Here is a 22,484-nt window from a genome sequence, read left to right as displayed (position 1 = left end):
CTCAAACGCCCTGCTTGAGGCTGGCCGCGATGAAGTTGTCGAGGTCGCCGTCGAGCACGCCCTGGGTGTTACCGACTTCGTAGTTGGTGCGCAAGTCCTTGATTCGAGACTGGTCGAGCACGTAGCTGCGAATCTGGTGACCCCAGCCGATGTCGCTCTTCGAGTCCTCCAGCTTCTGCTGCTCGGACTGGCGCTTGCGCAGCTCGAGCTCGTACAGGCGCGCCTTCAGCATCGACATCGCCTCGGCCCGGTTCTTGTGCTGCGAGCGGTCGTTCTGGCACTGCACCACCACGCCGGTGGGTTCGTGGGTGATCCGCACGGCGGAATCGGTCTTGTTGATGTGTTGACCGCCGGCACCCGAGGCGCGATAGGTGTCGACGCGCAGGTCGGCCGGGTTGATGTCGATCTGGATCGAGTCATCGACTTCGGGGAACACGAACACCGAGGTGAAGCTGGTGTGGCGGCGGGCGTTGGAGTCGAACGGGCTCTTGCGCACCAGGCGGTGGATGCCGGTTTCGGTGCGCAGGAAGCCGTAGGCGTAATCGCCCGTGACCTTGATCGTGCAGTTCTTGATCCCGGCTACTTCGCCTTCGGTTTCTTCCATCAGCTCGACGGAGAAGCCCTTCTTCTCGGCGTAGCGCATATACATGCGTTCGAGCATGCCGGCCCAGTCCTGGGCTTCGGTGCCGCCGGCGCCGGCCTGGATTTCGACGAAGCAGGCGTTGGGGTCCATCGGGTTGTTGAACATGCGGCGGAATTCGAGCTTGGCCACCGCGGCTTCGAGTTCGCCGAGATCGGCTTCGACGGCGACGAAGGTGTCCTCGTCATCCTCGGCATCGGCGAGATCGTAGAGCTCCTGCAGATCCTTCGACTGCTGGTCGATGGTCTGCAGCGTGAGCACGACGTCCTCGAGCTGGCGCTTTTCCTTGCCGAGCTCCTGGGCGCGCTCGGCGTCGTTCCACGCTGCCGGGTCTTCGAGGGCGCGGTTTACTTCTTCGAGCTTCGATGCTTTCACATCGTAGTCAAAGATACCTCCGCAGTTCCCGACCGCGCGCGGCGAGGTCGGTGAGTTGTTCGGCGATGGCGTTTTTGCGTTCGGCTTCCATGTGCGGCTCCGGGGCAATGCGGAAAACCCGACATTATACCGGCGCCGGAGCGCGCGGCGGGGCATTCGCGTGCAGCGATCGATCCGGGAACGGGTAAACTCCGGCCTTCCTCCCGTACTGGCGCCCGCCGATGGACATCACCACGCCCGCCCTGCTGTTTCCGGCCATTTCCCTGCTGCTGCTGGCCTATTCGAACCGCTTCCTGAGCCTGGCCCAGTTGATCCGCCAGTTGCACGCCTCGCCCGATTACCGCAGCCCGCTGGTGATGCGGCAGATTCCGGGGCTCAAGCGCCGGATCACGCTGATCCAGTACATGCAGTCGTTCGGCGTGCTGAGCTTCCTGCTGTGCTCGCTGTCTATGCTGGCGCTCTATGCGCACAGCGAAGCGGCCGGACAGGTGCTGTTCGGCATCAGCATCGTCGCGCTTTCGGTGTCGCTGGTGCTGTCGCTGATCGAGGTGCTGATCTCCACCAACGCGCTGTCGGTGGTGGTCGAGGACATGGAGCGGACCAAGGATACGCCGACCATCGGCTGATCGGCCTGCTGGTTCGCCGTGATCGGCGTCCGGTACCCGTTCCCGGGGCGGACGGTCAGGCGGGATCGGCGAGTGCGGCGATGATCTTGTCCGCCATTGTGGCGAGTTCGGCGGCGTCGGCCATCTCGCGCCCGTGCGCACGCAGCGCCACATCGGGGAAGCGCGGAATGAGGTGGAAGTGCACGTGCGGCACCGTCTGCCCCGCGGCGACGCCGTTGAACTGCGAGATCAGCAGTCCGGGTGCGCCGGTGGCCTGCTGAACGGCACGGGCGAGCTTGCGGGTGGTGAGCATGGTGGCCTGCAGCGCACCGTCCGACAGGTCGGTGAGGAACTCGGCCGACTCCTTGGGCAACACCAAGGTGTGGCCGTCGGATTGCGGCATGATGTCCAGAAACGCCAGCGTGTGCTCGTCCTCGTAGACGCGCTTGCAGGGAAGTTCGCCGCGCAGGATGCGGGCAAAGATGTTGCTGTTGTCGTAGGCCATGGTTCGGTCTCGCAGGTTGGGGATGCTTGCAGTCGGACTTCGTCTTGCCGGCTGCCATCGGGCTTGCACCGGATGACAGGCCTGGTCGATGCCGGTTCGGCGTCGGCCCGATTATATCGGCGACCACCGACTTTGCCTCGGCGCCCGGTTGCCGGGCGATCAGTTCGCGGCCAATTCATTACCGGCTTCGGGCGGCTGGATCGGCAGCCAGACGCAGAACTCGGCGCCGTCGCCCGGTTCGCTGCTGACCTCGATGCGACCGTGGTGGCGCTGCACGATGCCGTGAGACACCGACAGGCCGAGGCCGGTACCGGTGCCGATCGGTTTGGTGGTGAAGAAGGGGTCGAAGATCCGCTTCCGGACGTCGGCCGGGATGCCGACGCCGCTGTCGCGAATCGCAACGAACACCTCGTCGCCACGGCGGCCGGTGGTGACCGTGATCCGTCCGCGCTGCGCGATCGCCTGCGCAGCATTGACCAGCAGGTTCATGAACACCTGGTTGAGCTGGGAGGGGACGCAGCGGATCTCCGGGATGTCGCCATAGCGCAGATCGATTTCGGCCTTGTACTTCAGTTCGCTGGCAACCACGTTGAGGGTGCTGTCGAGGCAGCGATGCAGGTCCGCCAACTGCCAGTCCACGACCCCCATGTGGGAGAACTCCTTCAGGTCCTGGACGATGCGGGTGACGCGCCCGAGACCGTCGCGGCTTTCGCTCATCAGCGCGCCGAGGTCCGCCCGCAGGTAGCCGAGGTCGACCGCGGTCTTGACCGCCTCGACCTGCGCCCGTGCTTCGGCGGGCAACGTGGCCTCGACGTCGCCGTAGGCATCGATCACCCGCATCAGGTCGCCGAGATAGCGCTCGAGCGTGCCGAGGTTGGAATTGACGAAGCCGATCGGGTTGTTGATCTCGTGCGCGACACCGGCGGCGAGCTGGCCGATGGAGGCGAGTTTTTCCGACTGCAGCAGCTGGTTGTGAGCGTTTTCAAGCTCGCCGATCAATTCGCGCTGCACCGCCTTCTCGACTTCGAGGGCGCGCACGGTCTCGGCGAGTTCGGCGTGGGCGACGGCGGCATCCGTATAGTCGAACACGGTGACGCAGACCTGATCCACGCTACCGTCCGCCCCGCGCACCGGGATGAAGGTGCAGCTCTGACGCATCGCATCCACGCCGCCGGTGAGCGGGCGGTTGGAGGCGAAGCGAAACAGGAAAGGTCGCTGCTCCCAGGAGGTGAAGCCGTAGTTCTTCAGCGCGAAGACATTGCGGATCTTGAGTTCCAGCCACGCGCGCGGCAGCTCCGGAAAGCAGTCGAACAGCGGACGGCCGAGGACCTCGTTCGCGGGGCGGCGGCTGTGGGTCGCCATGAAGCGATTCCACAAGGTCAGCGTGAAGTCGCGATCCACGGCAAAGATGCCGACCTCGACCCGGTCGACAACGAAATCGCTCAGCTGGCCGGGTTCGGGCGGCGCGTTCACAGGCTGTCGAGGAAACGGTCGAGCGCGGCGCGGACGACGAGGATTTCCTCCTCCGGCATGAGCATGACCAGATGACTGGCAAAGGACCGGTGCTCGAGGCTGAGGTTGACCTCGACGAACAGCGCGCACGGGGTGTGGATTTCGGCCACAGTCAACAACTTGTCAACCGGCAGGTGGTCGGCCATCAGCGAGGGGGCGGAGAACCCGATTTCGGTCTTGATCTGCTCGGCGATGCCGCCGAGGCAGGCGCCGACCAGCACATTGCTGACGTCGAACAGCAGTTCGCGCTCGGTGGCCTGGTCGAGGGCTTCGTGGTAACCCATCAGACTGGCCAGTTCGCGACAGTTCTGGCTGTTGTAGACGATCAGCGCCTCGCCGCGCAATTCGCCATGAAAGCCCTGGCGCACCGCGGTCACCGGCTCCTTGCCGATGATGCGGAGCAGCGCCGTGCCGATCAGTTCGGGACGCAGGATGAGGATGCGCGGCACCGACAGCTGCACGAACTCGCCGAGGATCGCGGCGATCGACGCCGCGGCCTGGCCCATGCCGATGTTGGTGATCTCCTGCAGCGCATCGCGCTGGTCTTCGCTCAGCAGTGCCGCTGTCATAGGTGAACTCCGTATTGCTTGAGCACGGTGCGGATCTTGTCGGGGTCGATCGGCTTCGCTACGAAGGCGATCGCGCCCAACTGGCGCACGCGCTCGCGCGCAGCGGCCTGGATGTCGGCGGAGACGACGATGACGAGGCAGTTGAGCTCCTCGCGGCGCAGGGCCTCGAGCACCTGGAAGCCGTCCATGTCGGGCATCGTCAGGTCGAGGAACATCACGTCGAACTCGCTCGCCCGGTAGGCGGCAAGCGCTTCCACGCCATTGCTTGCCTGCTGGATCTCGACATCCCAGGAAGCGGGCAGCGACTTGATGAGCATCTTTCGCGCCATGGCGGAGTCATCGACGACAAGAATCCGGGTAGCCATGCGTTCCTCCTTGTGCCCGACAGGCTGGAAACGATCAGCGTGTCATTCTAGCGCGGATGATATTGCGTGCGGCCAATGCGATCCGTGGTAGCGCGGCCGAAGACGATGGCCCTGCAGCAAGTGCGGGAATGGTTCACGCCGCTTCGAAATGCTCCAGCATCAGCTGCACGCTGGAAACCCCGTTGTATTCGTTGATCGACAGCTTGTAGGCGGCCCGGATGTCGCCCGGTGCGCCGTCGGCATGATTGAACTGGATCGCGTCGAAGCGCACCCCGCGACGCGACAGTTCGAGCTTGAGGTGACGATCCTTCAGCAGGCGCTGGCGCTCGACCCGGAACACGTCGTCGAACACCGGTGCCGGAAAGCCCTGGCCCCAGATTTCCTGGTCGAGCATGCGCGCGGATTCGAGGCTCATGTAGCCGGATTCGAGGGCGCCGTCGGTGTCGATCCGGCGTTGCAGGTCGGCGGGATCGACGAGGCCGGCGACGACCTCCTCGAACACGGCGCGAAAGCGGTCGAGTTCGGTCTCGTGGATGGTGAGCCCGGCCGCCATCGCGTGGCCGCCGAAGCGCACGATCAGGTCGGGCTCGCGCTTGGTGACGAGGTCGAGTGCGTCGCGCAGGTGCAGGCCGGCGATGGAGCGTCCGGAGCCCTTGAGTTCGCCGTCGTTGCCGCGGGCAAAGGCGATCGTCGGGCGATGGAGTCTTTCCTTGATCCGCCCGGCGACGATGCCGATCACGCCCTGGTGCCAGTCGGGCTCAAACAGCGCGATGCTGGCGTTATTGCCGGCGTCGAAGCCTTCGAGGCGGATCAGTGCTTCTTCCTGCATGCCGGCCTCGATCGAGCGCCGCTCGCGGTTGAGGCGATCCAGATCCTGGGCGATGTTCATCGCCCGGCCGGCGTCGTCGGTGATCAGGCATTCGATGCCCAGGCTCATGTCCGACAGGCGGCCGGCGGCGTTGAGCCGGGGGCCGAGGGCAAAGCCCATGTCGAAGGCGCTGGCACGGGCGGGATCGCGGCTGGCGACCGCGAACAGGGCACGGATGCCGGGCTGCATGCGCCCGGCGCGCATGCGCTGCAGGCCCTGCGAGACCAGGATGCGGTTGTTGTGGTCGAGCTTGACCACGTCGGCCACGGTGCCGAGCGCGACCAGATCGAGCAGTTCGGCCAGGTTCGGCTCCTTGCTGTCGGTGAAGGCGCCGCGCTCGCGCAGTTCGGCGCGCAGGGCGAGCATGGTGTAGAACATCGCGCCGACCCCGGCCAGTGCCTTGCTCGGGAAATCGCAGCCGGGCTGGTTGGGGTTCACGATCACGTCGGCGTCGGGCAGCACCTCGCCCGGCAGGTGGTGGTCGGTGATGATGGTGGTCATGCCATGGGCGCGCGCGGCGGCGATGCCTTCGACGCTGGCGATGCCATTGTCCACGGTGATCAGCACGTCGGGCTCGAGGCGTGCGGCGATCTCCACCATCGCCGGGGTGAGGCCGTAGCCCAGCGTGATGCGGTCGGGCACCAGATAATGCACGTCGGCACCGAAGGCACGCAGCGCACGCACGCCCACCGCACAGGCGGTGGCACCGTCGCAGTCGTAGTCGGCCACGATCACCATGCGCGCGCCGGCCTCGATCGCATCGGCCAGCAGTTGCGCCGCTTCGCGGGTGCCGGTGAGTGCGTCCGGCGGCAGCAGGGCGCGCAGCGAGGTGTCGAGTTCGCCCTTGGCGCGGATGCCGCGGGCGGCATAGAGGCGGGCGAGCAGCGGGTGGATGCCGGCGTCGGTCAGCGCGGTGAGGGCGCGCTGCGGGATGTTGCGGGGCTGGATGCGGGTCATTGCGGGCTGTGTTCGGCGGGTGGGGTGTTCGCGGCGGCGGGTACCAGCGACTTCAGGAAGGTGTCGAAGGGGAGCGGTTTGCGCCAGAAGCGCCAGTGATCGCGGGCGCCGGCGCGGAGCTGCAGGGTGGCGCGGTCCCCGGGGGCGGTGAGGCTCAGGTCGTGGAGCCTGCCGCTGCGCAGGGCGTCGGCGAGCGGGCCGAACCAGTCCTGCTCGAGGCGGGCGAGCGCGCCGCGCCAGCTTTCCAGATCGAGTTGAAGGGAGGGGCGGAGCAGGTCGTCGAGCACCACCAGGGTGTCCTTGCGCAGCGCGCCGGCCGGGTCCGGCGCGGACACGGGCACGCCGGCCGCGCGGGCAAGCCCCCGGGTAAGCGGATCGCTGGCCTGGACCGCAGCGAGTGGCGAGCGCACCGTCTCCTGCAGGCGGCCGGCACCCCAGAACCACAGGCTGTTGACCGGTCGCCCGCCGGCGGCTTCGCGGGCCTGACTGAGCGGGTGGTTGTGCAGCACGATCTGCACCTCGTTCATGGTGCGCTGCCACAGCTGCGCATCCTCACCCTCGGGCAGGAAATCCTTGATCGGCCGTCCGACCACATCGTGCAGCGGATAGAGCTTGACCCGGGTCGGCTGCGCCAGGCGCAGATACCAGCGCGTGGGCGTACTGGCCTCGAAGCGGCCGAGATCGGCAAACGTGTCGTTGAGGGTGGCGAGCAGCGCGCCCACGTCGGCGTCGGTGAGTTCGGCGGCGGGGAATTCTCCGAGCAGCATGTGTTCGCGCGCAAACGAGAGATTCACCGGGTCGGCGCACAACCAGTCGGCGCCGGCATCTGCGGTCGCATCGCCCTCGCCGAGCCGGCGCAATGCGGCCAGCGGCAAGGGGTCGGCTTCGAGTCCGAACAGGCGTGCAAGCTGGCGGTCGAAGGGTTCGAAGCCTTCGATCCGGCGCTGGCCGAGGCCGAGCAAGCGGGCCAGGCCGGGCAGGGCAAGGTCCGAGGCCGGACCGAAAAGGGTCGTGCTCGGCCACAGAAGGCCGGGAAGGACGAGATGAATCTGCATGGATTTGCCACAGAGGGAAGCGGGCCGAGTCTAGCATGGCGGGCGTGGCGGGACGTCCGGGCGGGAGGCTTCCGTCCCGCCCGCGAGATGAACTGCTTCGATTGGTAAAAAGGTGAAAGTTCGGGGGCGGGCTGAGCGCTCAGGACCGATACAATGGCGACCATCATGAGTTCCGCACCTTCGATCCTGCCCGCCGCTGCCGCCCGCCGCACACCGGCCCCCTTTCTGCCCATTTCCCGCGCCGAGATGAACGCACTCGGCTGGGACGCGTGCGACGTCATCCTGGTCACCGGCGATGCCTACATCGACCATCCCAGCTTCGGCATGGCGCTGGTGGGGCGGCTGCTGGAGGCACACGGTTTTCGGGTGGGCATCATCAGCCAGCCGGACTGGCTGTCGGCCGAGCCCTTCCGTGCGCTTGGCAGGCCGAGGCTGTATTTCGGCATCACCGCCGGCAACATGGATTCGCTGGTCAACCGCTACACTTCCGACCGCAAGATCCGCTCCGACGATGCCTATACCCCGAATGCGGCGCCGGGCAAGCGGCCGGACCGGGCAGTCACCGTGTACGCCCAGCGCGCGCGCGAGGCCTTTCCCGGGGTGAACGTGGTGATCGGCAGCATCGAGGCTTCGCTGCGCCGCATCGCCCATTACGACTACTGGTCGGACAAGGTGCGGCGCTCGGTGCTGCCCGACTCCAAGGCCGACATCCTGCTGTTCGGCAATGCCGAGCGCGCGCTGGTGGCGCTCACCCGGCGCCTCGATGCCGGCGAGACGATCGAGGCTATCCGCGACCTGCGCGGTACCGCCTTCATGGTCAAGCCGGGCTGGCTGCCCGAAGGCTGGGTGGAAACGGCTTCGACTGCGATCGACCGCCCGGGACGCATCGACACCCACCCCGACCCCTATGCGATGGAGCCCACCGCGTCGGCGCCGAGACCGGCGGCCGACGGCGCCCAGCCGGTCCGCATCGTGGCGCTGGCCGAACGCATGGCGGCACGCCGGGAGCAGCGCGACCACACCGTGGTGCGCCTGCCCGATTACGAGGTGGTGAAGGACGACGCGGTGATGTATGCGCACGCCTCGCGCGTGTTCCACCTCGAATCGAACCCGGGCAATGCGCGCGCGATGGTGCAGCGCCACGGCGAGGGGCCCGGCGCGCGCGACGTATGGCTCAACCGCCCGCCGGTGCCGCTGACCACGCCGGAGATGGATTTCGTCTACGGACTGAGCTACGCCCGCCAGCCGCATCCGGCCTACGGCGGGGCGCGCATTCCCGCATGGGACATGATCAAGTTCTCGATCAACATCATGCGCGGCTGCTTCGGCGGCTGTACCTTCTGCTCGATCACCGAGCACGAGGGGCGCATCATCCAGAGCCGCTCGGAGGCCTCGATCCTGCGCGAGATCGAGGACATCCGCGACAAGTCGCCCGATTTCAAGGGCCACATCTCCGACCTCGGCGGGCCCACAGCCAACATGTACCGGATGGCGTGCAAGGACCCGAAGATCGAACAGTCCTGTCGACGGCTGTCGTGCGTCTATCCTGGCATCTGCGAGAACCTCGGCACCGATCACGGCCCGCTGATCCAGCTCTACCGCAAGGCGCGCGCGATTCCCGGGGTCAAGCGCATCACCATTGGCTCCGGCCTGCGCTACGACCTCGCGGTGCGCTCGCCCGAATATGTCAAGGAACTGGTGACCCACCACGTCAGCGGTCTGTTGAAGATCGCGCCCGAGCACAGCGAGGAGGGGCCGCTGTCGAAGATGATGAAACCGGGTATGGGCGCCTACGAGGCCTTCCGCGAACTGTTCGAGAAGTACTCGAAGGAAGCGGGCAAGAAGCAGCACCTGGTGCCGTACTTCATCGCCGCTCATCCGGGTACGACCGACGAGGACATGCTCAACCTCGCGCTGTGGCTCAAGGACAACGACTTCCGCCTCGACCAGGTGCAGACCTTCCTGCCCACGCCGATGGCGATTGCGACCGCGATGTACCACACCCGCAAGAATCCGTTGAAGAAGGTGTCGGCCGATTCCGAAACGGTCGAGACCGTGCGTACCGGCAAGCTGCGCAAGCTGCACAAGGCCTTCCTGCGCTGGCACGATCGGGAGAACTGGCCGGTGCTGCGCGAGGGCTTGATGCGCATGGGCCGCGCCGATCTGATCGGCAGCGGACCGAAGTGCCTGGTGCCACGCCAGCAGCCGGCAAGTGTTCAGCTCGGGCAAGGCCGTGCGCGAGCCGAGTCGGCTCCACGCCGAACGGTGAGCGAAGCGGCGCGTGGCGGAACGCACCGACCCGGCAGAAGCGCCGCGGGTGCCATCCCCGCCCGAGGTGGCGGCGGTCGTCCGCCGCCCGGGAGGCGCTGAGGGACTGCCCTGTCGCTGGCGCCGGACTCATCCAGCATCGCGCTGGAAGTGCCCGGCGTAGTAATCTGATCGTCATTTGCGCGCTCTGCGCCGTTTCCCTGGTTGACTCAATGCGCTACGAATTCCTGATCGGCTTCCGCTACACCCGCTCGCGCAAGCGTGCCCAGGGCAGAAACCGCTTTATCTCCTTCATCTCGCTGGTGTCCATGCTCGGCATCGCGCTCGGCGTGGCTGCGCTCATCGTCGTGCTGTCGGTGATGAACGGCTTCCAGGAGGAACTGCGCACCCGCATCCTCGGCGTCGCCTCCCATGTGCAGGTGCAGAGCCTCGATGGCGAACTGCGCGCTTGGCAGCAGGTGGCGGAGCAGGTCGGGCGCCATCCGTCGACCCGTGCCGCTGCGCCCTACGTGCAGGAGCAGGGCATGCTGTCGTTCGACGAGGTGGTGCGCGGGACCATGGTGCGCGGGGTGATTCCGGCGCTGGAGGACACGGTGGCCGATTTCGGCCAGCACATGAAGGCGGGCCGCTTCGATGCGTTGCAGCCGGGCCGTTTCGGCATGGTGCTGGGGCGCGATCTGGCGCTGGCGCTGCGCATCGGCCTCGGCGACAAGGTGACGTTGATCGCGCCCCAGGGGCTGGTGACGCCGGCTGCGGTGCTGCCGCGGGTGAAGCAGTTCGAGGTGGTCGGCATTTTCGAAGCCGGGATGTACGAATACGATTCCGGGCTGGCCCTGGTGCATCTGGCCGATGCGCAGGCGCTGTACCGGATGGGCGACGCGGTCACCGGGGTACGGCTCAAGCTCGACGACCTGTTCGCCGCGCCGCGGGTGGCGCGCGAGCTGCTCGGCTATCTCGAGGAGCCGGGACTGACGGTGAGTGACTGGACCCGCAGTCATGCCAACTTCTTCCGCGCGGTGGCGCTGGAGAAAACCATGATGACGCTTATCCTGTTCCTGATCGTCGGGGTCGCCGCCTTCAACATCGTGTCCACGCTGGTGATGGCGGTTCAGGAGAAGTATGCCGACATCGCCATCCTGCGCACGCTGGGGGCGAGCCCGGCGTCGATCATGACCATCTTCGTGCTGCAGGGCTCCATCATCGGGCTGGTCGGCTTGCTTGCAGGGCTCGCCGGCGGCCTCGCGATCGCCCACAACCTCGACGTGGTGATCCCGGCACTGGAGACGATTACCGGCGCCACACTGTGGAACAAGGAAATCTATTACATCAACGAACTGCCGTCGAAGGTGCTGGCGAGCGACGTGGTGAGTATCCTGACGGTGTCCTTCGTGCTGACGCTGCTGGCCGCGCTATATCCGAGCTGGCGGGCGTCGAAAGTGAATCCGGCCGAGGCCCTGCGATATGAATGAAGCGATGAGTCGGCCGGTGCTGGCCTGCGATGGACTGGAAAAGCAGTTCCGCCAGGGGGCGGACGCGGTGAAGGTGCTCGGCGGGGTCACGTTGTCGGTGGCGCATGGCGAGCGGCTCGCCATCGTCGGCGCCTCGGGCTCGGGCAAGAGCACACTATTGCATCTGCTCGGCGGGCTCGATGTGCCCAGCGCCGGATCGGTGCGCCTGATGGGACAGGATTTTTCGACGATGTCGGATGCGGCGCGCGGCACCCTGCGCAATGGTGCGCTCGGTTTCGTCTATCAGTTCCATCATCTGCTGCCCGAGTTCACCGCGCTGGAAAATGTCGCCATGCCGCTCTATATCCGGCGCATGGATCAGGCCGAAGCCAATGAGCGCGCCGCGGCAATGTTGCGCGAGGTCGGGCTCGGTCACCGCCTCGACCATGCGCCCGGCGAACTCTCCGGTGGCGAACGGCAGCGCGCGGCGATCGCCCGTGCGCTGGTCACCGAGCCCGCGTGCGTGCTTGCCGACGAACCGACCGGGAACCTCGATCGACGCACCGCAAACGGTGTGTTCGACCTGATGCTGTCGCTCAACGAACGGCTGTCGACCAGCTTCGTGATCGTGACTCACGACGAAACGATGGCACGCCGCGCGCAACGCATGCTGCGACTCGATGACGGCATTCTGACTCAGGACGCCGGCGGCAGCTGATTGCGCCGAGCCGCACGCCGGCGCCACTGGCGGATCAGCCATACCCGCCATGTGGCCCGCACCACGATATAGCCGGTCATCGATAGCACCGCCGCGAGCAGCACGAGGCCGAGCGCGAGTGGTTTGCCGAGCCCGGCCATCCAGTGCACCAGACCGCCGATCCAGCCGGCCACGTCCATGCCGACCATCTCCGGCGGTGCAAGGAAGGCCTGTCCGGCGTCCCCCAGTACCCAGCCGCCCAGTCCGAAGGCGATGACGTAGAGCGGGACGATGGTCAGCGGATTGGTGTACAGTGTGATGATCAGCGCCAGCGGAAGGTTCACCCGCAGCACCACGCAGAAGATTGCCGCGCCCGGCATTTGCAGCGGGCCGGGAATCAGCCCGCAGAACAGGCCGACCGCCACTGCGCCGGCCGCCGAATGCCGGTTCAGATACCACAGGCGGGGATGCAGCAGGGTGCCTGAAAACGGCTTCAACCAGCGGTTTTCCCGAATTGCGTCGTGCCTGGGCAGGAATCGTCTCAGCGTTTTTTTCATGTTTCCGCACAATTCTAGCAGTCTGACGGAAGGTTCGCCCTTCGTCCGGTATTGCCGCCGGGGCGCGCTCGCAGGCATGATGCCGGGCTATGCAAATAGCAAGTCTGGCCTTCTTCTCGGGTGTCTGGTTGCTCCAGCTGCAGCCATCACTTCCCGCGCTCGATTCGATGGTGGCGATGACCGTGGCGGCGCTGCTGGCCGTCGGTTCCATCGCCGCTTTCGGTGCACTGCGTACGCGCGCGAGGGGACATCGTCATCTTCTTTTCGCCCTCGGGATGGCCGCAGCCTTCGGTGCCGGCTTTGTGTACGCCGCGGCGCGCGCCGATATCCGCCTGGCCGACGCCTTGCGGAGCGATCTCGAAGGCGTCGACCTCAGGGTGACCGGAGTCGTGTCCGAACTGCCGCAGATGTTGGGCGAGGGGGTGCGCTTCGTCCTAGAGGTCGAAGCGGTCGAAGCGGTCGAAGGGGTCGAAGCGCGCGACAAGCCGGGTACGGCGATTCCGCGGCGGATTCTGTTGTCGTGGTACCGCGCCCGTCAGGAGGATGCGCCTCTGCCGCAGGTCGTGGCCGGGGAGCGTTGGCAGTTCGTGGTCAGGCTCAAGCTTCCGCATGGTGCGGCGGTACCCGGTGGCTTCGATTACGAGGCGTGGCTGCTGGAACGCAATCTGCGGGCCACGGGCTATGTGCGCGATGCGGCGGGAGCGCGACGGATCGACATCGACGTGGGCGGTTTCATGCATGCCGTACACCGACTGCGCGGCGAGATCCGCAGGTCCTTTGTCAAGGCTCTGCCGGACGCGCCTCATACCGGCGTGCTGATCGCGCTGGCGATCGGCGACCAGAAGGCGATCGACGCCGAGCACTGGGAGGTGTTCCGCCGCACCGGGGTCAGCCATCTGGTGGCGATCTCGGGATTGCACGTCTCGCTGGTCGGTCTGATCGCCGGCGGATTGTGCGGCATGGCCTGGCGCCGCCGGCCGCAGTTGGTGTTGCGGGTGCCGGTGCGCAAGGCAGCGGCAGTCGCGGCACTGTTGGCGGCCGCCGGCTATGCCTTGCTCGCCGGCTTGGGCATTCCGGTGCTGCGTGCGCTGATCATGCTGAGCGTGCTTGCCGCGGCGCTCCTTGTCGGCCGCGAGGCCAACCCCGGGCGGGTGTTGGCGGTCGCGCTGCTGTGCGTGCTGCTGGTCGACCCATGGGCCGTGCTGTCTGCCGGATTCTGGCTGTCTTTCGGTGCGGTCGGGATCATCCTTTTCGTGGTCGGCGGAAGGGCGGGCAAGGTGGCGGGCTGGGTGGCCGCGCTCCGAATCCAGCTCGCGATCACGCTCGCCACGATTCCGGCCCTGTTGTCCTTGTTCCAGACCTTCTCGCTGGTGTCGCCGCTGGCCAATGCACTGGCGATCCCCTTGGTGAGTTTCGTGATCACGCCGTTGGCCCTGGCCGCCATGGCCTGGCCCGATCCGGTGCTGCTGATTCCGGCGCATGGCGCCACTGCGCTGATGATGGGCGGCCTCGAGCGGCTGGCGGCGGCGGAGTTCGCCCTGTGGCAGCGACCCGCGCCGCCGGCATGGATGGTGGTCGGCGGGAGTGCTGCGGTGCTGGTGCTGCTGTGCCCCCGTGGAACGCCGGGCCGGCTGGCGGCGCTGGGCATGATCCTCTGCCTGCTCCTGTGGCAGGCTCCGCGCCCACCTGCCGGTGCGTTCGATGCGACCGTGCTGGACGTGGGGCAGGGGCTCGCGGTGCACGTCCAGACCGCGTCCCGTGATCTGCTGTTCGACACCGGGCCGCCTTACGGCGCCGGCGCCGACGCCGGGGAGCGCGTCCTGGTACCGTATCTGCGGGCTGGCGGGGTGACGCGGATCGATCGGCTGATCCTGTCTCACGACGATGTCGACCATGTCGGCGGAACACGCAGCGTGCTCAACGCGGTGGCCACCGATCACATTCTGGCCGGAGAGCATGTGCTGACCTTGCGCGGGCTGGAGCAGTGGCCTTCGGCGCCCTGCGTTGCCGCCACGGCATGGGAGTGGGACGGGGTGCGCTTCGAAGTGCTGGCGCCGTCGGCCGAGCTGATGCCTTCGCGTCGCAACAACGATCTGTCGTGCGTGCTGCGCATCGCCACCGGTGCGGGCTCCCTGCTGCTGGTCGGCGATATCGAGGCGCGGGCGGAAGCGCTGCTTGCCGCACAGTATGGCAGCGGGCTGGCGAGTTCGGCGATCGTCGTGGCCCACCATGGGAGCCGTTCATCGTCGACTGCCGATTTTGTCGACCTGGTGATGCCCGAGGTCGCGGTGTTCTCGGTCGGATATCGTAACCCGTTCGGTCACCCGCACCCGACAGTGTGGGCGCGCTGGGCCGAGGCCGGGGCGCGCAACTGGCGAACGGACAGCCAGGGGGCGATCGCGCTGCATTTCGCGGCGGACGGGATGGCGGTGAGCGCGCATCGCGAGTATCACCCGCGATACTGGCATGGGCGATGAAGGCGGCTGGCCGGGCGGACGCGAGGATCCCGAATGATGCTCGACGGACTATGTATTTTGTAATACGTTTCGGCCTAGGCGCGACGCATTCGTGCCCAATGGACAAAACGATAACAATGATCAGCAAAATCGGCCGTTTCGATATTCAGCGCGAGCTCGGGCGGGGGGCCCAGAGTGTGGTCTACCTCGCCTTCGATCCACAGCTCGAACGTGAGGTCGCGGTCAAGACCATGCATTTCGCCGACAACAGGGCCGGGCAGAGCGAAACCTTGCTGTCCGAGGCGCGGATTGTCAGCCGGCTGCGACACCCGGGGATCGTGCCGATTTTCGAGGCTGGCGAGGCTGCGGGCGATCCCTATCTCGTGTTCGAGTTCGTGCCCGGAGAAAGCCTTGCCCAGTTGATGCAGCGCGAGGGCGCAATGCCCGCCGAGCGCGCGGTCGGACTGATCGTGCAGATTCTCGCGGCGATCGCGAAGGCCCATTCCGAGGATGTGATTCACCGCGACCTGAAACCCAGCAACGTATTGATCGACGCCGACGGCAGACCGCGGGTGATGGACTTCGGCATCGCCCGACGGATCCTCGCGGGCAAGGCTGCGGCCGGTTCGTTTTCGGGTACCCCGTCGTACATGGCGCCCGAGTACATCCTGACCCGCGAGGTCGGCGAGCGGGGCGACGTGTTCGCTGCCGGGGTGATCCTGCTCGAGATGCTGCTCGGGCGTCGCGTGTTCGGTGGCGACGATATCGATGCCGTCATGCGCAGGATATCGACCGAATCGATCGCGCTACCCGCCGACGCCGACCTCGACGCAGCGCTGGCAGGCATTGCGCTGCGGGCGGTGGAGCGCGACCCGGCTGGCCGCTTCCAGACTGCGGCGGAATTCCACAGCGCGCTCGAGACCTGGTTGAGGCCGGCTGCCGCGGAACCCTCGGCCGAGGCGCGCCAGAGTACCGTCGACTTCCTGTTGCGCCGGATGCGCCACAAGAGCGATTTTCCGGCCCTGTCCGAATCGGTGAGCGCCATCAACCGCATCGCCTCGAGTGAATCCGAGAGCATCGGCAAGCTGTCGATATCGATCCTGCGGGACTTCTCGCTCACCAACAAGCTGCTCCGGCTGGTGAATTCGGTGTACTACCGCCAGGCGGGCGCGGGCAATATCAGCACGGTATCGCGGGCGATCGTGGTGCTGGGCTTTGACGCCGTGCGCAATATCGCGATCACGGTGTTGTTGTTCGAACACCTGCAGAACAAGAGCAACGCCACCCAGCTCAAGGAAGAGTTCCTGCGCGCCAATCTGGCTGCACTGCTCGCCCGCGACATCGCCAAGAAGATTGGCTCGCGCGATCTCGAGCAGGCTTATATCTGTGCAATATTTCACAATCTTGGCCGCCTGCTTACGCAGTTCTATTTTCCGGAAGAGAGCGACCAGATTCGCCGATTCGTGGCGCAGAAGGAGTGCGGAGAGGACGCGGCCGTGCATCGCGCGCTTGGGATCAGCTACGAGGATCTCGGTATCGGCATCGCCAGGAGTTGGGGATTTCCCACGCTGATCGTCGACAGCATGCATCGCCTGCCGGCGGGCGCCATCCGCAAACCGGCGACGAACGAGGGCCGGTTACAGGTGCTTTCGGCGTTTTCGAACGAGATCTGTTCGTCGATCGCGCATCTCTCGCCGGAACAGCGTGACCGCGAACTGAGGCGAATTGCATTGCGTTTTGGCAATGCGCTGCCGGGTGCGGACGTCGACTTGCGGGAGACCGTGCGCCAATCCATCGGTGAGCTGGCCGATTTTGCCCGGATTATCCGGATCAATCTCAATCAGACCCAGTTCGGGCAGCAGTTGCGGAAATTCGGCCTGATCGATTCTGCCGCCGCGGAGCCGGATGCCGGCGCCGAGCCTGCCACCGCTCGGGATCCTGCCATTCTCGGCAATCCCGCGTCGCCGGCCCTGCAGACCGGCAACTTCGGGCCGGAGGGGCAGAAGGCTGCCGATGCCGAAGGCGTGCTGTCGGCCGGGATCCAGGACATCAGCAACACGCTGGTCGAAGAATTCAAGCTCAACGACGTGCTGCGCATCATCCTCGAGACCATGTATCGGGCAATGGGCTTCAAACGGGTGTTGCTGTGCATTCGCGATGCCCGGACCAATACCATGCAGGGCCGCTTCGGGCTGGGGCCGGAAGTCGTCGAACTGGCGAAGAAGTTCAACTTTCCGTTGAGTTTCACGCCGGATATCTTTCATGTGGCGACGTCGAAGGGCGCCGATATCCTGATTTCCGACGTCAACGACGCCACGATCGCGGAGCGCATTCCTTCCTGGTTTCGCGCGTCGGTGCAGTCACAGACCTTCGTGCTCCTGCCGCTGACGATCAAGCACAAGCCGGTCGCGCTGATCTATGCGGACAAGGACTGCGCCGGCGAAATCGTGATCTCCGACAAGGAGCTTTCGCTGCTGCGTACCCTGCGCAACCAGGCGGTACTCGCGATCAAACAGGCGAGCTGAGGTCCTACCGTAGCACCGGGCGGTCGGGGAGCTGGTTTGCCGGAGCGGGTTCGGCAGCCGCCTCGCCGGTGGATGTCGGGAAGTGGGTGACCAGGGCGCGGGTGACCGCGTCGATGGCACGGATCAAGCCTGCCTCGTAGTTGCCGTCGCGAAAATCCGCGCAGCTCCCGGCGAGTACCGTGGTCCAGTGGTCGGTGGGCACCCGGCGGGCAAGGCCGCGATCGGCAACGATCTCGATGCGGTGCTCGGCCAACTGGAGGTAGATCAGCACACCGTTGTCGTACTCCGTGTCCCACACCCGCATGCTGCCGAACAGGTCGAGCGCGCGTTCGTGCACCAGGGCGTCGATCGGCGCGCGACGGGCGAAGTGACGCCACAGCATCGCGGCCGGCAGGCTGGCTTCGATGCACAGGCAGATTTCGCCGGTGTGTGCACGCTCGCTGCCGGCGATGAGGTCTTCCAGGCGCTTCAGTCCGGCATCACCGACCGTGCGCATCGAATCTGTTTCATCCAGCCACAGGTGGCGGAACAGGCGTTGCACAGGATTCATCGCTACCAGCCTCCGGAGGCGCCGCCACCACCGAAGCGTCCGCCGCCGCCGCTGCGGAATCCACCGCCGCCACCACGTCCGCCCAGCCCGCCGCCGCGAATGATCGGCGCCCCTCCGCCGGGAAAGCCGCCTCCGCCGCCGAGGCCGCTGCCCCCCAATGCGAGGGTGAACACCAGAGCCGCCACGCCCCCGACGATTGCGAGCAACAGGCTGCCGGTGAGGAGCTGGACGACGCCACCGACCGCAGCCGCGGTCGCCAGGGTACCCAGCTTGCGCCCGAGGATGCGGGTCAGGATGCCACCGACCAGCGGGACGCCGACGAACAGGAACGCTGCCAGGTCCTCGAGTCCCAGCCCTGACCGCCGCGCGTCGGCTTTGGCCGGCAGCGGAAGGTCTTCCCCGCGTATCCGTGCCATCAGGGCATCGACGCCGGCTTCGATGCCAGCGGCGAAATCGCCCTGGCGAAAGGCCGGGGTGATCAGGCGATCGATGATCTGGAACGCGGCGAGGTCGGGCACGGCGCCTTCCAGCGCACGCGCCACCTCGATCCGCACCTTGCGGTCATTCTTTGCCACCACCAGCAGAACGCCGTCGCCAACCTTGCGGCGGCCGATCTTCCAGCTGTCGGCCACGCGGAAGGCATAGGCGGCGATGTCTTCGGGTGCGGTGGTCGGCACCATCAACACCACGATCTGGCTGCCACGTTCGGCTTCGAAGCCGGCAAGCCGGTCCTCGAGCGCCTGCAGTCGGGCCGCATCGAGCGTTCCGGTGAGATCGAGTACACGCGCGCTGAGCGGAGGAATCGCCTGCACCGGCTGGGCGCCGGCGGGCGACATGACGCCGAGCACGGCGCAGGCGATGATCAACCATGTCCTGAGCACGTCGAACACGGCCGCGCAAGCGGTGGCCGGGGGGGTGGGCATGACTCAGCGCGAGCCCTTGTCGCCGAAGTCGACCGTGGGGGGGCGTGCGATCTCGGCCTCGTTGGTCACCGTGAAGCCGGCCTTCGGCGCGTAGCTGAAGATCATGGCGGTCAGATTGGTCGGGAAGCTGCGCGCCAACACGTTGTACTGCTGCACCGTTTCGATGTACTTGTTGCGGGCCACCGTGATCCGGTTTTCGGTGCCTTCGAGCTGAACCCGCAAGTCCTGGAAGCCCTGGTTGGCCTTCAGGTTCGGGTAGTTCTCCGCTACCGCGAGCAGCCGCGACAAGGCCCCACCGAGTTCGCCTTGCGCCTGCTGGAAGCGCTCCATGGCCTGCGGATCGTTGATCAGCTCCGGGGTTACCTGAATCGCTGTGGCACGTGAGCGGGCCTCGATGACACGAGTGAGCGTTTCCTGCTCGAAATCGGCCTCGCCCTTTACCGTGGCGACAATATTGGGAATGAGATCGGCACGGCGCTGATACTGGTTCAGCACCTCGGCCCAGCTGGCCTTGGTCTGTTCGTCCAGACGCTGAAAATCGTTGTAGCCGCAGCCCGAAAGGCCGAGCAGGGCTACCAGGCCCAGGATCAGCGAGAAGCGACGGAAAAAGAGACGAGTCATGACGGCTTCCTTGATAGTGACCCCCACGTAAGCACGCCTCTGCTTGCCGCGCGGATCTGACGAACCGGTGTAACGACGACAGCGTAAACCATCTTGCCGGCCGTCAGTGCAGGGAAATACCGATGCCATGGATCAGGTCCCTGGTTCCGCCATTCCATTCGACGACGGTGTCGGCTTCAAAGCCTGCGCCAGACCGTAGCCAGCCATGGCTGCTGTTCGATCGGCAGGCCGGGCGGGCGGTAGTAGTACTGGAGCTCCGCGAAACCTGCCGCACCGACCAGGCTGCGCCAGGTTTCGAGGGTGTAGTAGCAACCATAGCGGTCGCCACTGTAGCCTTCCTGATCGTCCCCACGCGGGTTGGAGGTGAACAGCACGCCCCGGGGCTTGAGGCAACGGTGCAGCGTGCGCAGGACATCCGGCAGTGCCCTGCGCGGGACGTGGAACAGCGAGGCGTTGGCAAACACGCCGTCGAAGCGCCCGGACGGCAGATCCAGTTCGATGAAGTCCTGGTGCAGGACTTCGCATCCGCTGTCTGCGCGCGCCAGCTCGACAAAGGCCTGCGAGCCGTCGAGCCCGATCGCCTCGTGGCCGAGGGCGCGGAAATGGCACAGATCGCGACCCGGGCCGCAGCCGAGGTCGAGGAGGGTGAATGGCGCCTCGCCTTCGATGGCGTCGAGCAGCGCGGCATAGTTCTGGCTGACATCATGATCGCGGGTCGCGTCGCGGAAGCGCGCAGCTTCGCGATCGTAGTGGGCCAGCGTGGAGCGGGTGATCTCTTTCATCGATTCAGTCCGGGGCCGTGGTGCACCGTTCGACCCGGCGGTACCGCCGCGTCATTCCTGTCCCTCGGGAAGCGCGGTGGGCTCGACCGGATAGATCAGCAACAGATTCGTGGTCGGGAAGCGTTCCGCGACGGTCAGCGGCAAGGCGCTCATGCTTGCGCGCCAGGCGATGCTCCCGGTGCGCGTTCCATACAGGACGACGAGGTCGTCGGCGCCGATCTCGTTGCCCAGCGTCTGCAGCAGCGCGTCATTGCCCTCCATCGGCCGAATCCGGATATCGACCGACGGCCTGACCGCATTGATGCGCTTGCGCACATGTTCCTCACCGTGTCGGTCCGCGAGCACGGTGATGCCCGCTCCGATCTGCTGGGCGAGCCGCTTCACCGAGCCGATCGCGGCCGCGAACCCGGCCTCCCGGTCGGCATTCGGCGGCAGGCCGAGCAGGATCCGCTGGGTGGTGTTGAGGGGGGCATTCAGGCGGGCGAACAGCAGGGTGCAGTCGCGATCGTCCTGCAATTTGTCGAGAACCGAGCCGAACACGAACTCCGGCGCGGTCGTGCGTCCGCTCCAGCCGACGATGATGTCGGTGCCGAGGAGCTCGCGCCGCGCGCGCAGGATGCCCGAGGCCAGGTTGAGGTCGATACGCGTCACCGGGGCGGCCGGTACGTCGGCGGCGGAGAGCTGCGCTACGGCGGTGGAAAGCACCTTCTCCGCACGCGCGACGCCGTGGCTTGCGCCATCGCCTTCCTCGATCACGACCACCGGATACACCGGCTGATTCTGCGCCGGGTCGCGCACCATCATCGCAAGGTCGAGCAGCGGTGAGGTGGCGCTGCGCCTGGACAGTGCAACAAGGATGCGCTGGGCGCGGGCCGCAGTGTCATCGCGCTCGTCCTCGCCGAGCAGGGCCAGCCGGCGACCGCTGCGATCGACCACCACCGGGGCGATGAAGCAGCTGGTCAGGATCATCAGGATCGCGCCATTGACGACGGCGTCGTCGAACAGGCCGATGTCGTAGCCGACGATCGTTGCCGCCAAGGTCGCCGCCGCCTGTGGCACGGTGAGGCCGAACACCAGCCGGGCCTGATCGCGGCTGTAACCGAGGACAAGGCGGGTCGATTCTGCCGCCAGCCACTTGGTCGCATGCACGGTCACCACCATCGCGATGGCCACCGCCCATGCCCGCGGTCCGCCGAGGAACACGCGCAGATCGAGCAGCATGCCGATCGAGAGCAGGAAGAAGGGCACGAATACCGCTTCGCCGGTGAACTTGATGCGGTTCATCAGCGTGCTGTGGTGTGGAATCGAGCGATTGAGGGCGAGCCCGGCCAGAAACGCGCCGACAATCGGTTCCGAACCCGCGAGCCGCGATACCGCCGCGCAGCCGAACACCGTCGCCAGTACGAACACGAATTCGGACACCCCGTCACGGCCCAGATTGCGGAAGAACCAGCGTGCAAGCAGGGGCAGGCCCACCAGGATGACGATCACGTACACGGTCAGGCTCAAACCGAGCCGATACCAGAAAAACTCGTCGATCGTGCCGCGGGTGGAACTGACGATGACCGCCAGCACCAGCAGTGCGAGAGTGTCGGTGACGATGGTGCCGCCGATCGCCGTGGTGACCGCCGGATTGCGGGACAGCCCGAGACGGCTTGCAATCGGGTAGGTCAGCAGGGTATGCGATGCGAAGGTGCTCGCAAGCAGGATGGCGGCCGGCCAGTCGAACCCGAGCAGGTGGCGGGACACCACCAGCCCCACGCCCATCGGGATGGCAAAGGTCAGCAGGCCGAATACCAGGCTGCCTACCTGGTGCCGCTTGAGCACCGCCATATCGATCTCGAGCGCTGCCGAAAACATGATGTAGAGCAGCCCCACGGTGCCGAACAGCACGAACGACTGGTCGCGGGCGAGCACACCGAGTGCGTTGGGGCCGAGGATGGCGCCTGCCAGCAGCAGTCCGATCATACCGGGCAGGCGCCAGCGTTCCATCACGATGGGCGCAAACAGGATCAGCGCGGCCACGAGGGCAAAGACGAGGACCGGGTCCTTGATCGGCAGGAATTCAGTCACTGGGTTCGATCTCACGCCGTTGAACGGGCCCTAGCGTACCATCGGATTCCCGGATTTGTGCACCGCAAACTGACTGCGCGGCCGATCGGCGCAGCGGGCGCGTCAGCGCCGTCTGTCGTGCAGATCGAGCGTC

General features: G+C 66.3%; 19 protein-coding genes. 6 read left to right on the top strand and 13 right to left on the bottom strand.

What is annotated here, in order from left to right; all coding sequences use genetic code 11:
• Position 1 precedes the first annotated feature (1 nt).
• Positions 2 to 1,106, bottom strand: a protein-coding gene (gene prfB, locus AC3A35_RS08475) for a peptide chain release factor 2 (RefSeq protein ID WP_487435600.1) whose coding sequence is annotated in 2 segments (ribosomal slippage) — positions 2 to 1,024 and positions 1,026 to 1,106 — 1,104 coding nt in all. Because the reading frame shifts where the segments join, the coding sequence is not laid out codon by codon here.
• Positions 1,107 to 1,236: 130 nt separating this feature from the next.
• On the opposite strand from prfB, the gene AC3A35_RS08470 reads away from it, so the two are divergent.
• Positions 1,237 to 1,641: a DUF2721 domain-containing protein gene (locus AC3A35_RS08470; RefSeq protein WP_487435599.1), complete on the top strand. Its 405-nt coding sequence runs from the start codon at positions 1,237 to 1,239 to the stop codon at positions 1,639 to 1,641.
• A 55-nt stretch (positions 1,642 to 1,696) separates the two neighbouring features.
• Here the strand turns inward: AC3A35_RS08470 and AC3A35_RS08465 are convergent, their stop codons facing one another.
• The 6 genes from AC3A35_RS08465 to AC3A35_RS08440 form a co-directional block, all read right to left on the bottom strand.
• Positions 1,697 to 2,125 (bottom strand): HIT family protein, encoded by a 429-nt coding sequence (locus AC3A35_RS08465; RefSeq protein ID WP_487435598.1) that lies wholly within the window; start codon positions 2,123 to 2,125, stop codon positions 1,697 to 1,699.
• 159 nt (positions 2,126 to 2,284) lie between these two features.
• Positions 2,285 to 3,598 (bottom strand): ATP-binding protein, encoded by a 1,314-nt coding sequence (locus AC3A35_RS08460; protein WP_487435597.1) that lies wholly within the window; start codon positions 3,596 to 3,598, stop codon positions 2,285 to 2,287.
• Positions 3,595 to 4,206, bottom strand: a complete 612-nt coding sequence (locus tag AC3A35_RS08455; protein ID WP_487435596.1) for a chemotaxis protein CheC — start codon at positions 4,204 to 4,206, stop codon at positions 3,595 to 3,597. Before AC3A35_RS08455 ends, AC3A35_RS08460 begins: the two co-directional genes overlap by 4 nt.
• Entirely contained in the window at positions 4,203 to 4,571 is a 369-nt protein-coding gene (locus AC3A35_RS08450; RefSeq protein WP_487435595.1) for a response regulator, read from the bottom strand. The genes AC3A35_RS08455 and AC3A35_RS08450 overlap by 4 nt, the downstream gene beginning before the upstream one ends.
• A 133-nt stretch (positions 4,572 to 4,704) precedes the next feature.
• Positions 4,705 to 6,396, bottom strand: a complete 1,692-nt coding sequence (gene recJ, locus AC3A35_RS08445; RefSeq protein WP_487435594.1) for a single-stranded-DNA-specific exonuclease RecJ — start codon at positions 6,394 to 6,396, stop codon at positions 4,705 to 4,707.
• Positions 6,393 to 7,451, bottom strand: coding sequence for a hypothetical protein (locus AC3A35_RS08440; RefSeq protein WP_487435593.1), 1,059 nt, complete (start codon positions 7,449 to 7,451; stop codon positions 6,393 to 6,395). Before AC3A35_RS08440 ends, recJ begins: the two co-directional genes overlap by 4 nt.
• Positions 7,452 to 7,697: 246 nt before the next feature.
• Here AC3A35_RS08440 and AC3A35_RS08435 point away from each other — a divergent pair, with 246 nt between their 5' ends.
• From AC3A35_RS08435 to lolD, 3 genes are all read left to right on the top strand, one after another.
• Positions 7,698 to 9,821: a YgiQ family radical SAM protein gene (locus AC3A35_RS08435; RefSeq protein WP_487435804.1), complete on the top strand. Its 2,124-nt coding sequence runs from the start codon at positions 7,698 to 7,700 to the stop codon at positions 9,819 to 9,821.
• 110 nt (positions 9,822 to 9,931) lie between these two features.
• The gene (locus tag AC3A35_RS08430; protein ID WP_487435592.1) at positions 9,932 to 11,188 is read left to right on the top strand and encodes a lipoprotein-releasing ABC transporter permease subunit; all 1,257 of its coding nucleotides are present in this window, start codon (positions 9,932 to 9,934) and stop codon (positions 11,186 to 11,188) included.
• The gene (gene lolD, locus AC3A35_RS08425; protein WP_487435591.1) at positions 11,181 to 11,885 is read left to right on the top strand and encodes a lipoprotein-releasing ABC transporter ATP-binding protein LolD; all 705 of its coding nucleotides are present in this window, start codon (positions 11,181 to 11,183) and stop codon (positions 11,883 to 11,885) included. The genes AC3A35_RS08430 and lolD overlap by 8 nt, the downstream gene beginning before the upstream one ends.
• On the opposite strand, the gene AC3A35_RS08420 is transcribed toward lolD, so the two are convergent.
• Positions 11,864 to 12,421 carry a DUF2062 domain-containing protein gene (locus tag AC3A35_RS08420; RefSeq protein ID WP_487435590.1) on the bottom strand — a complete coding sequence of 186 codons (558 nt, stop codon included), beginning with the start codon at positions 12,419 to 12,421 and terminating at the stop codon, positions 11,864 to 11,866. The genes lolD and AC3A35_RS08420 overlap by 22 nt on opposite strands.
• An 89-nt stretch (positions 12,422 to 12,510) precedes the next feature.
• Between AC3A35_RS08420 and AC3A35_RS08415 the strand changes: the two genes are divergently transcribed.
• Together AC3A35_RS08415 and AC3A35_RS08410 are read left to right on the top strand one after the other, a co-directional pair.
• Complete coding sequence (locus tag AC3A35_RS08415) at positions 12,511 to 14,898, top strand: DNA internalization-related competence protein ComEC/Rec2 (RefSeq protein WP_487435589.1); 2,388 nt, start codon at positions 12,511 to 12,513, stop codon at positions 14,896 to 14,898.
• Positions 14,899 to 15,014: 116 nt separating this feature from the next.
• Positions 15,015 to 17,402, top strand: a complete 2,388-nt coding sequence (locus AC3A35_RS08410) for a protein kinase domain-containing protein (protein WP_487435588.1) — start codon at positions 15,015 to 15,017, stop codon at positions 17,400 to 17,402.
• A gap of 4 nt (positions 17,403 to 17,406) precedes the next feature.
• On the opposite strand, the gene AC3A35_RS08405 is transcribed toward AC3A35_RS08410, so the two are convergent.
• The 5 genes from AC3A35_RS08405 to AC3A35_RS08385 all read right to left on the bottom strand — a co-directional run bounded on the left by AC3A35_RS08405 (position 17,407) and on the right by AC3A35_RS08385 (position 22,351).
• Positions 17,407 to 17,952 (bottom strand): TPM domain-containing protein, encoded by a 546-nt coding sequence (locus AC3A35_RS08405; protein ID WP_487435587.1) that lies wholly within the window; start codon positions 17,950 to 17,952, stop codon positions 17,407 to 17,409.
• A 2-nt stretch (positions 17,953 to 17,954) separates the two neighbouring features.
• Complete coding sequence (locus AC3A35_RS08400; RefSeq protein ID WP_487435586.1) at positions 17,955 to 18,875, bottom strand: TPM domain-containing protein; 921 nt, start codon at positions 18,873 to 18,875, stop codon at positions 17,955 to 17,957.
• Positions 18,876 to 18,878: 3 nt separating this feature from the next.
• Positions 18,879 to 19,496: a LemA family protein gene (locus AC3A35_RS08395; RefSeq protein WP_487435585.1), complete on the bottom strand. Its 618-nt coding sequence runs from the start codon at positions 19,494 to 19,496 to the stop codon at positions 18,879 to 18,881.
• A 176-nt stretch (positions 19,497 to 19,672) separates the two neighbouring features.
• Entirely contained in the window at positions 19,673 to 20,278 is a 606-nt protein-coding gene (locus AC3A35_RS08390) for a class I SAM-dependent methyltransferase (protein WP_487435584.1), read from the bottom strand.
• A gap of 51 nt (positions 20,279 to 20,329) precedes the next feature.
• On the bottom strand, positions 20,330 to 22,351 hold the full coding sequence (locus tag AC3A35_RS08385; RefSeq protein ID WP_487435583.1) for a cation:proton antiporter domain-containing protein: 2,022 nt from the start codon (positions 22,349 to 22,351) through the stop codon (positions 20,330 to 20,332).
• Between the last annotated feature and the right edge of the window lie 133 nt (positions 22,352 to 22,484).

The sequence above is a fragment of the Azoarcus sp. Soil_N_20 genome, assembly GCF_057656155.1.
The sequence above is the reverse complement of the archived record's forward strand: the minus strand, read 5'-3'. Positions and strand labels throughout refer to the sequence as shown.

Excerpts from the sequence above, each read along its gene's own strand:
- AC3A35_RS08470 (WP_487435599.1), top strand. The coding sequence starts at position 1,237 with ATGGACATCACCACGCCCGCCCTGCTGTTTCCGGCCATTTCCCTGCTG.
- AC3A35_RS08465 (WP_487435598.1), bottom strand. The coding sequence starts at position 2,125 with ATGGCCTACGACAACAGCAACATCTTTGCCCGCATCCTGCGCGGCGAA.
- AC3A35_RS08455 (WP_487435596.1), bottom strand. The coding sequence starts at position 4,206 with ATGACAGCGGCACTGCTGAGCGAAGACCAGCGCGATGCGCTGCAGGAG.
- AC3A35_RS08450 (WP_487435595.1), bottom strand. The coding sequence starts at position 4,571 with ATGGCTACCCGGATTCTTGTCGTCGATGACTCCGCCATGGCGCGAAAG.
- recJ (WP_487435594.1), bottom strand. The coding sequence starts at position 6,396 with ATGACCCGCATCCAGCCCCGCAACATCCCGCAGCGCGCCCTCACCGCG.
- AC3A35_RS08440 (WP_487435593.1), bottom strand. The coding sequence starts at position 7,451 with ATGCAGATTCATCTCGTCCTTCCCGGCCTTCTGTGGCCGAGCACGACC.
- AC3A35_RS08435 (WP_487435804.1), top strand. The coding sequence starts at position 7,698 with ATGAACGCACTCGGCTGGGACGCGTGCGACGTCATCCTGGTCACCGGC.
- AC3A35_RS08430 (WP_487435592.1), top strand. The coding sequence starts at position 9,932 with ATGCGCTACGAATTCCTGATCGGCTTCCGCTACACCCGCTCGCGCAAG.
- lolD (WP_487435591.1), top strand. The coding sequence starts at position 11,181 with ATGAATGAAGCGATGAGTCGGCCGGTGCTGGCCTGCGATGGACTGGAA.
- AC3A35_RS08420 (WP_487435590.1), bottom strand. The coding sequence starts at position 12,421 with ATGAAAAAAACGCTGAGACGATTCCTGCCCAGGCACGACGCAATTCGG.
- AC3A35_RS08415 (WP_487435589.1), top strand. The coding sequence starts at position 12,511 with ATGCAAATAGCAAGTCTGGCCTTCTTCTCGGGTGTCTGGTTGCTCCAG.
- AC3A35_RS08410 (WP_487435588.1), top strand. The coding sequence starts at position 15,015 with ATGATCAGCAAAATCGGCCGTTTCGATATTCAGCGCGAGCTCGGGCGG.
- AC3A35_RS08405 (WP_487435587.1), bottom strand. The coding sequence starts at position 17,952 with ATGAATCCTGTGCAACGCCTGTTCCGCCACCTGTGGCTGGATGAAACA.
- AC3A35_RS08400 (WP_487435586.1), bottom strand. The coding sequence starts at position 18,875 with ATGCCCACCCCCCCGGCCACCGCTTGCGCGGCCGTGTTCGACGTGCTC.
- AC3A35_RS08395 (WP_487435585.1), bottom strand. The coding sequence starts at position 19,496 with ATGACTCGTCTCTTTTTCCGTCGCTTCTCGCTGATCCTGGGCCTGGTA.
- AC3A35_RS08390 (WP_487435584.1), bottom strand. The coding sequence starts at position 20,278 with ATGAAAGAGATCACCCGCTCCACGCTGGCCCACTACGATCGCGAAGCT.